Origin of the sequence: Azospirillum formosense (assembly GCF_013340925.1) — a bacterium.
Taxonomy (GTDB): Bacteria; Pseudomonadota; Alphaproteobacteria; order Azospirillales; family Azospirillaceae; genus Azospirillum; species Azospirillum formosense.
Genome location: NZ_WHOR01000263.1, coordinates 1 through 8,159, shown reverse-complemented (window position 1 = coordinate 8,159; position 8,159 = coordinate 1). Strand labels below are relative to the sequence as shown.

Sequence of the window (8,159 nt, the reverse complement as noted above, 5' to 3'; positions counted from 1 at the left end):
GAGGTGTTTATAAGAGACAGCACCCTTCCCACGGCGCAAGCCGTGGGAAGGGTGGGGGCAAGAGTGCGCGCGCTCCTCCTAATCCCCCATCCCCGCGACCCGCACCTCCCGCTCCGCGCCCAGCGAGCCGAAGGCCCGCGCGGCGGCGGCGAGGCCGCGGCTCTGCTGCTCCTCCTTCTCCAGGCGGGCGTAGACCGCCAGCGCCTGCGCCACCACCTGATCCATGTTGTAGTAGCGGTAGGTGCCGAGGCGCCCCAGGAAGATCACGTCCGGCGTGTTGTCGGCCAGCGCCTGGTACTTGCGGAACAGCTCCTGATTCTCCGGGCGGGGGATGGGGTAGTAGGGATCGCCCTGCGCGGAGGGGTACTCGTAGGTGATGCTGGTCTTCGGGTGGCTTTGCCCGGTCAGGTGCTTGTACTCGGTGATGCGGGTGTAGGGCACCGCCTCCGACGGCTCGTTCACCACGGCGACGGGCTGGAACCATTCCTGATCCACCGTCTCATGCCGGAAGGTCAGGGAGCGGTAGGGCAGCTTGCCGAAGCGGTGGCCGAAATACTCGTCGATGGGGCCGGTGAAGACGATGCGGTCATAGGCGATCTCGTCGCGCACGTCGTCGAAATCGGTGTTCAGCATCACCTTGATGTTCGGGTGGTCGAGCATGCTCTCGAACATCCGCGTGTAGCCGTTCAGCGGCATCGCCTGGAAACTGTCGCCGAAATAGCGGTCGTCGTCGTTGGTCCGCGTCGGCACGCGGGCGGTGACCGCCTTGTCCAGGTCCGAGGGGTCGAGGCCCCACTGCTTGCGGGTGTAGCCGCGGAAGAACTTTTCGTACAGCTCCCGCCCGACCGCGCCGACCACCACGTCTTCCGAGGTGCGGACGTCGGCCACCGGCTCCGACCGGCTCTTGAGGAACGCCGCGACCCCGGCCTCGTCGAGGTCCAGCCCGTAGAGCTGGTTGACCGTCGTCCGGTTGATCGGGATAGGGACGAGCCGCTCGTCCACCCGCGCCAGGACGCGGTGCTCGTAGGGGCGCCACTTGGTGAAGCGCGACAGATAGTCGGCGACCGGCTTGGCGTTGGTGTGGAAGATGTGCGGGCCGTAGCGGTGGATCAGCACGCCCGCGTCGTCGTAGTGATCGTAGGCGTTGCCGCCGATGTGCGGACGCCGGTCGATGAGCAGGACGCGCTTGTTCAGCCCCGCCGCCAGCCGTTCCGCCAGAACGCTGCCGGCGAAGCCCGCCCCGACGATCAGGTAATCGAAGCCGGAACGGCGGCCGGCGGCGCGCCCGTTGACGTGCTTGGCCGGATGAATGGCGGGAGCCGGGCGGTGGGCCGGCGGCGCGGCGCGTCCGCGCTGGCGTGCCTGCTCCATCAGCGTTTTCATGCGGCCCTGGGTCTTGTCCCAGGACATGTCGCGCAGGACGTGGTCGGCGGTGGCGCGCAGACGCTCCGGGTCGGCGGCGTCGGCCAGGGCGGCCTCGACGGCGACGACGAAATCCTCCGGCGCGTCGGCGATGCGCACGACGCCGCTGTCGCCATAGCCGCGCACCACGTCGGTGATCGAGGTGGAGACGACCGGGCGCCCGGCGGCCAGATATTCCGGCGTCTTGGTCGGGCTGATGAAGCGGGTGGACGCGTTGCGCGCGAAGGGCATCAGGGCGACGTCCCAGCCCGCCAGATAGTGCGGCAGGTCGTCGTAGCTCTTCGGGCCGAGATAGTGAATGTTCGGGCGGCGGGGCAGGTCGGCCGGGTCGATCTTCACCACCGGGCCGACCAGGACGAACTGCCAGTCGGGCCGGGCCGCGGCGGCGGCGTCGAGCAGGGCGATGTCCAGCCGCTCGTCGATGACGCCGTAGAAGCCGAGCCGCGGGTGCGGGATGGCCGCCTGGTCGGCGGGTTCCTCGACGATGCCGCGGGCGGCGGCGAAATGGGCGACGTCGACGCTGCTGGGGAAGGCGTGGGCGTTGGGGTGCAGGGTGCGCTTGGCCTCGTAGAGGCTGACGCCGCCGGTGAACACAACGTCGGCCCGCGCCATCAGTTGCCGCTCGCGCTCGATCAGTTCCGGCGGCGCGCCGTGGAAGGCCGACAGCTCGTCCATGCAGTCGTAGACCACCAGAGCGCCGCGCAGATGGCCGGACAGGCCGAGGCTCATCGGCGTGTAGTACCAGAGGATCGGGTCGGTTACCCCCTCCTCGGCCAGATAGCGGTCGAGAAGCCGGCGCTGGGCGGTGACGGCCGCCTCGCCATCCATGTCGGCGGGCAGGCGGGGCACCAGGACGAGGACGCCCTCATCCTCGCGCACGTCCAGCCAGGGCTCGGGCGTGTCGTTGTGGATGGGCTCCTCGACGAACAGCACGCGGTGGTCACGCGCGAATCGCGACATAAGATGTTGTGGACGCTGATAAACGAAGCTCCAGCGCAGGTGCGAGAAGCAGATCAGGGTCTGCGAGGGCTGGGTGGTGAGATCGGAGTGTGGAGAGTCGGCGGTCGGACGTGTTCTTTTTCGGTTTCTGCCGATTGGGAACTGGTGTTGGCCGGCCCAACTCATGATTCCATCCTCTCTTCAGTGACGTGTCGTCGGGTTGCCGCCGGGGAATTCGCCACGAATACAGTGGATTTTTGCGGCGCAGCGGAATGGCGTCGAAAACCGGAAACCAATAACGGGGTCGGCAGGGGTGGGTTCCGTGACAGAAATGCGCTGCGGAAACGGTTCCCCGATTTTTCAACGCTCGTTCTTTTGCGCCGGGTTGGCTGAGGTAAGCGCATATTTCAGCGGGCGGGGGTGGTATTCGGGGAAGACCGCGCGTTTCCAGTGCTGTTCGATGCACACGGATTTGGTGATGTTTTCCTCTCTTCATTCGACCTGGACGGGTTCCATCTTTCGGAAATTAATGCGCATGACGGATTTTCAGGTCATAGTGCATTCAAGGAGTCGGGGAAGTTTGGAAGGAGACGAGGGATGTGCCGAATTTTTGCCGGTCAGGACCCGGAGCGCTTCCGCATGGTAACCCGGCGCGTCCGCCTCAGCGGTCATTCGACAAGCGTCTGTCTGGAGGCGGCCTTCTGGGACGCGCTGGAGGAAATCGCGGCGATGCAGGGCGTCTCGCTGGGGCGCTTCTTGTCAAAGTTGCACGACGAAGTCTTGGCCCGCGGGGTGGAGCGGCGCAATTTCGCCGGCCTGCTGCGCTGCGCTTGTCTGACTTACGCCCAGGAGGTGAAGGGCCACCGCCCCTGCGTGGAAGAACTGGAGCGGGAGGCGCGCACCGATTTCGCCGCGGTGGCCGCCGCCGTCCTTCCGGTGGGAATTGCGGCCTCTTTTCCCGCTCCGGAAAAAGAACGCGAGACGGCCTGAGCGCAAAAGAGTGCCCCCCTCCTCCGTCCGGAAGAGAGGGGCTGTAATCCGCGAAGCGTCCCGAATAATGGGACAGAACAGCGATCAGATCGCGTTCTTGGCCATTTGGCCGGCGATGTAGTCGGCTTGCCGCAGCGCCAGCGCGACAATGGTCAGGGTGGGATTTTCGGCCCCGCCCGTGGTGAACTGCGAGCCGTCGGAGACGAACAGGTTCGCCACGTCGTGCGTCTGGCCCCACTTGTTGACCACGCCGTCGCTCGCCTTCTCGCTCATCCGGTTGGTGCCCAGATTGTGGGTGGACGGGTAGGGCGGTGTCGGGAAGCTGCGGGTCGCCCCCACCGATTCATACAGCGCCATGCCCTGCCGGTAGGCGTGCTGGCGCATGGCGACGTCGTTGGGGTGGTCGTCGAAATGGACGTTGGGGACGGGCATGCCGTACTTGTCCTTCTTGTCGGCGTGCAGGGTGATGCGGTTGCTCTCCTGCGGCATGTCCTCGCCGACCAGCCACATGCCGGCCATATGGTCGTAGCCGTCGAGCGCCGAGGTGAATTCCCGCCCCCAGGCGCCGGGGTCGAGGAAGGCGGCCATGAAGGGCAGGCCGAGCGACAGGGTCTCGATCTCGTAGCCGCCGACGAAGCCGCGGTCGGGCTTGTTCTTCGCCTCGTCGCGGATGATGCCGGCCATGGTGGTGCCGCGGTACATGCGCACCGGCTTCTCGAACACGCCGTAGACCGAGCCGGTCATGTGCCGCATGTAGTTCCGCCCCACCTGGCCGGAGGAGTTGGCGAGACCGTCCGGGAACAGGGTGGACGCCGAGTTCAGAAGCAGGCGGGGGCTTTCGATGGAGTTGCCGGCCACCGCGACGATGCGGGCCTTCTGGCGCTGGATCGCCCCGTCCTTGTCGGCGTAGACGACGCCGGTCACCTTGCCCTTGGCGTCATGCTCGATCTTCAGCACCTGGGCGTTGGCGCGGACCTCCAGCTTGCCGGTCTCCTCGCCCTTGGGGATCTCGGCGATCAGGGTCGACCATTTCGCCCCGGACTTGCAGCCCTGGAAGCAGAAGCCGATCTGCTGGCAGGACCCGCGCCCGTCGCGGGGCTGTGAGTTGATGGCCATGTTGCCGGTGTGGCACTCCGTGTAGCCCATCTTGTCGGCGCCGGCCTTCAGGACCTTGAAGTTGTTGTTGCCGGGCAGGCCGGGGATGCCGTTGGTGCGGGTGACGCCCATGCGGTCCTCCGCCTTGGCGTACCAGGGCTCCAGCTCCTCCAGCGTGATCGGCCAGTCGAGCAGGTTGGCGCCGGCGACCTCGCCGTAGGTCGTGCGCGTCTTGAACTCGTGCGGCTGGAAGCGCAGCGCCGCACCCGCCCAGTGCACGGTGGAGCCGCCGACCGCCTTGACGATCCAGGCCGGCAGGCCGGGGAAATCGCGCGACACCCGCCAGCTCCCCGAGGTGGTGCGCGGGTCGAGCCAGGAGATCTGGGCGAAGCTGGCCCATTCGTCGTTCTGGAAATCCTCCATGTTGTGGCGCCCGCCGGCTTCCAGGATCACCGTCTTGATGCCCTTCAGCGCCAGTTGCGTGCCCAGCGTGCCGCCGCCGGCCCCGGACCCCACGATCACCACGACGCTGTCGTCGTTCAGGTCGAATTTCGCTGCCATGGCTGAAACATCCTTCCTGAAACGGTGGTCAGAGCCACTCGATGTCGTTGAATCCGCGCTCGATGTAGCCGCCCTTGGCCGCGCTCTCGCCCTCGTAGCCGAACAGCGGCCAGACCTCCTGGTTGTTGTAGATCCCGGTGACCAGCCCGCCGCGCACCGTCTGGAAGAAGGGATCGGCCTCGATCTCGTGCAGCAGCCGGACCCGGTCGGCCTCCCAGCCGACCTCCGCGTAGGGCGCGTCGTGCTTGGCCTTGGCCAGCCGGTCGAGCTTCGCCATGCCGGACTCGTACAGCTCCTTGAGGGCGGCGTCGGCGGCCGCCTTCTCGTCCTGGGCCTTCATGGCGACGGCGTAGAAGCGGTCGGCCAGCCGGTCGTGCGGGTAGATGTCCCGCGACACCCGGATCAGCGAGCGCATGGTGTCGGGCGCCAGAGCCTTGGTTTCATATCCCCAGGCCTCGCGCGGGCAGAGGATCGCCCCGCCCGACACCAGGATGGCCGTCGCCGCGGCGGCGGTGGCCGAGGCCGCCAGGAAGGCGCGCCGGTGCATGGTGTGATTGGGGGCGGGTTTTGCTGTTGTGCTCGTCGGAGAACGCATCGCTTCCTCCCAAGACCATTTGTGATTTTTGCTTTGAGTGCCGCACGCGCCTGGTGTCAGCGGTAGCGGCCGTGGCGCTGGAGGACCTCGATCTTGTAGCCGTCGGGGTCCTGGACGAAGAAGAAGCGGGCCATCAGCGCGCCGTCGCGTGCGAACTCCTTGATCGGGTTGGGGCCGTAGCCGAGCGCGGTGAAGCGCCGGTGCTCCCCGTCCAGATCCTCGACGCAGACGGCCAGATGGCCGTAGCCGTCGCCATGCGCGTAGGGTTCGCTGCGGCCGTGGTTGATGGTCAGCTCGATCTCGAAGTCGTTCTCGGCGTTGCGCAGATAGACCAGGGTGAAGCCGTCGAAGGCGTAGCGGTCGGCGCATTCCAGGCCGAATGCGCGGGCGTAGAAGTCCCGCGACCGCTCCTCGTCGAGGACCCGGATCATCATGTGGATGGCCTTGGCCATGGGGGCTGGCTCCGTTCCGGTTGGTGGCTCCAGCGTGAATGTTAGTGTTGCGGATTGTTGGCGTGGCAGTAAGTATCTACTACAGGCGCGAGGCGAAAGGGGTAGCCCGGCCGGCGGCCGCTCCTCCCTCCTTTCGGGACGGCGTTCCGGCCGCGATGGCGTATCCTCACGGCCCGGAGAGAAGGAGCCTTCCATGCGATACAAGACAAGCCGCCCCCTCGCCGCGGCCTGTTTCGCCACGCTCGCGCTCATGGCCGCACCGGCTGCCCAGGCCGCGTCGCCCGCGTCGGAGTGGCGGGGCTGGCTGTCCGACAGCGCGGGCGGGCTGCGTGACGGGGCGGAGCGCGCGATCATCCTGGGCGGCGCCCTGCTGTACCAGAACCGGCATACCGTGGGGGGGTTGACGCTCGGTTGCTGGGCCGGCGGGGCCGCCCTGCCGGCGACCGGTCCGGCCGTGGCGCTGGGCTGCGCCCTGGGCGCGGCGGCGGGTGGAGCGATGGGCCGCCCGCTCGACCAGCCGATGGAGTAGCCAGCCGATGGAGTAGCCGGAGATCACGGCCTCCAGAACGGCTTGTCCATCTCCTCGCGCGCCGCCGCCTCGTCGAAGCCGAGGGCGGCCCAGAGATGCGCGTCCATGCGGGCCAGGGCGCGGCGCAGCGCCCGCCGCTCCCGCCAACCGTTCAGGCGGTCGAGCCAGGAGAGGGCGGTGGGGCCGGCGGTCGCTCCGCCGCTCCGCTTGTCGTGCGTTCCGCTCATGCTCGTCATGCGGCCCTCCCGCCGGTCGGTCATTCCTCGAAGCCGGAAAATCGCGCTTAGCCGCGTGGACGACAAACCATGCTTTCTCATAAGATGGATGAGCGAGACTCATCCATGGAGCGTCCCATGCGGCGTGCCCTGCCGCCCCTTCACGCCCTGCGCGCCTTCGAGGCGGCGGCCCGCCACGAGAGCTTCTCCAAGGCGGCGGACGAGCTGTGCGTGACCCAGGGCGCCGTCAGCCGGCAGATCATGGGGCTGGAGGAGTGGCTGGGCGTGCCGCTGTTCCGGCGGCTGACCCGCCGGGTCGAGCTGACCGACGACGGGCGCGCCCTGCTGCCGGTGCTGTCGGAGTCCTTCGACCGCATCGCCGGCACGGCGGCGCGGTTGGCGGCGCGGGGGCGGGACCTGCGGATCAAGGTGGCCTTCTCCTTCGGCATCCGCTGGCTGATGCCGCGGCTGGTCCGCTTCCAGGCGCGCCACCCCGACGTGCAGGTGCGGGTGACCGTCGCCTGGAGCAGCGGGCTGGAGTTCGACCCGCAGGAGTTCGACGCCGCCATCCCCTATTGCCGGGAGGTGCCGCCCGGCTTTTCCGCCGTGGAGGTGCTGCCGGAACGCCTGACCGTGGTCTGTCCGCCGGCCCTGGCCGAGCGGCTGCGGGTGCCGATGGACCTTGGCGCCATCCCGCTGCTGCACGGCTGTTCGGAGGGGCAGGACTGGCGGGCTTGGCTGGCCGCGGCGGGGCTGCCCTTCTTCGAGGCGCTGCGCCAGGGCGCGGTGTTCGACGCCATGGACCCGGCGATGCAGGCCGCCGCCGCCGGGATGGGCGCCACCGTCGCCGACCGCATGCTGTGCGCCGAGGATGTGGCGGCTGGGCGGCTCGTCCTGCCCTTTCCGGAGATCGAGGCGTCGTCCGGCAGCTACTGGTTCGTCTGCCCGGAGGGGATGCAGGACCGTCCCGCGGTCACCGCCTTCCGCGATTGGCTGCTGGAGGAGGCGCGCGACGAGACGGCGCAACAAAGTGCTGCGGCGGTTGTTTCCCCGGTTTGAGCCGACATCCTGACCGGGGGGCGCCGCCATGGAAACGCAGGGGGAGCCGCAACGGGGGCCGCGCCCGGACCTCGACGAGGACACCATCGCCTTCGCCGGCAAGCTGTTCCACTGGGCGCGGTCCGGCGCCACCGCCGAGCTGACCGAGCTGCTGGAGATGGGCCTGCCGGCCAACCTGCGCAACGACAAGGGCGACAGCCTGCTGATGCTGGCCAGCTACCATGGCCACGCCGAGCTGGCCCGCAACCTGATGCGCCACGGCGCCGATCCGGAGCTGGCGAACGACCGCGGACAGACGCCGC

9 protein-coding genes are annotated in these 8,159 nt (G+C 68.3%); 4 read left to right on the top strand and 5 right to left on the bottom strand.

Annotation, left to right across the window (positions count from 1 at the left end):
* Nucleotides 1-78 precede the first annotated feature (78 nt).
* A complete protein-coding gene (glf, locus tag GBZ26_RS24160; protein WP_174441033.1) occupies nucleotides 79-2,382 on the bottom strand; it encodes a UDP-galactopyranose mutase in 2,304 nt (767 codons plus the stop codon).
* A 429-nt stretch (nucleotides 2,383-2,811) separates the two neighbouring features.
* On the opposite strand from glf, the gene GBZ26_RS24155 reads away from it, so the two are divergent.
* Nucleotides 2,812-3,351: a ribbon-helix-helix domain-containing protein gene (locus GBZ26_RS24155; RefSeq protein ID WP_343207310.1), complete on the top strand. Its 540-nt coding sequence runs from the start codon at nucleotides 2,812-2,814 to the stop codon at nucleotides 3,349-3,351.
* A gap of 84 nt (nucleotides 3,352-3,435) precedes the next feature.
* Here the strand turns inward: GBZ26_RS24155 and GBZ26_RS24150 are convergent, their stop codons facing one another.
* The 3 genes from GBZ26_RS24150 to GBZ26_RS24140 are packed head-to-tail and all read right to left on the bottom strand — an operon-like array spanning nucleotide 3,436 to nucleotide 6,054.
* Nucleotides 3,436-5,007 carry a GMC family oxidoreductase gene (locus GBZ26_RS24150; protein ID WP_174441032.1) on the bottom strand — a complete coding sequence of 524 codons (1,572 nt, stop codon included), beginning with the start codon at nucleotides 5,005-5,007 and terminating at the stop codon, nucleotides 3,436-3,438.
* Nucleotides 5,008-5,035: 28 nt separating this feature from the next.
* Entirely contained in the window at nucleotides 5,036-5,602 is a 567-nt protein-coding gene (locus GBZ26_RS24145; protein WP_246654160.1) for a Twin-arginine translocation pathway signal, read from the bottom strand.
* A gap of 56 nt (nucleotides 5,603-5,658) precedes the next feature.
* On the bottom strand, nucleotides 5,659-6,054 hold the full coding sequence (locus GBZ26_RS24140; RefSeq protein ID WP_014200037.1) for a VOC family protein: 396 nt from the start codon (nucleotides 6,052-6,054) through the stop codon (nucleotides 5,659-5,661).
* Nucleotides 6,055-6,247: 193 nt separating this feature from the next.
* Between GBZ26_RS24140 and GBZ26_RS24135 the strand changes: the two genes are divergently transcribed.
* Entirely contained in the window at nucleotides 6,248-6,583 is a 336-nt protein-coding gene (locus GBZ26_RS24135; protein WP_174441031.1) for a hypothetical protein, read from the top strand.
* A 23-nt stretch (nucleotides 6,584-6,606) separates the two neighbouring features.
* Here GBZ26_RS24135 and GBZ26_RS24130 read toward each other — a convergent pair whose 3' ends face one another.
* Nucleotides 6,607-6,819, bottom strand: coding sequence for a hypothetical protein (locus GBZ26_RS24130; RefSeq protein WP_174441030.1), 213 nt, complete (start codon nucleotides 6,817-6,819; stop codon nucleotides 6,607-6,609).
* A gap of 117 nt (nucleotides 6,820-6,936) precedes the next feature.
* On the opposite strand from GBZ26_RS24130, the gene gcvA reads away from it, so the two are divergent.
* A complete protein-coding gene (gene gcvA / locus GBZ26_RS24125) occupies nucleotides 6,937-7,857 on the top strand; it encodes a transcriptional regulator GcvA (RefSeq protein ID WP_174441029.1) in 921 nt (306 codons plus the stop codon).
* A gap of 28 nt (nucleotides 7,858-7,885) precedes the next feature.
* Nucleotides 7,886-8,159 (top strand): ankyrin repeat domain-containing protein (locus GBZ26_RS24120; protein WP_282184347.1); only part of this gene is annotated, 274 nt, incomplete at its 3' end.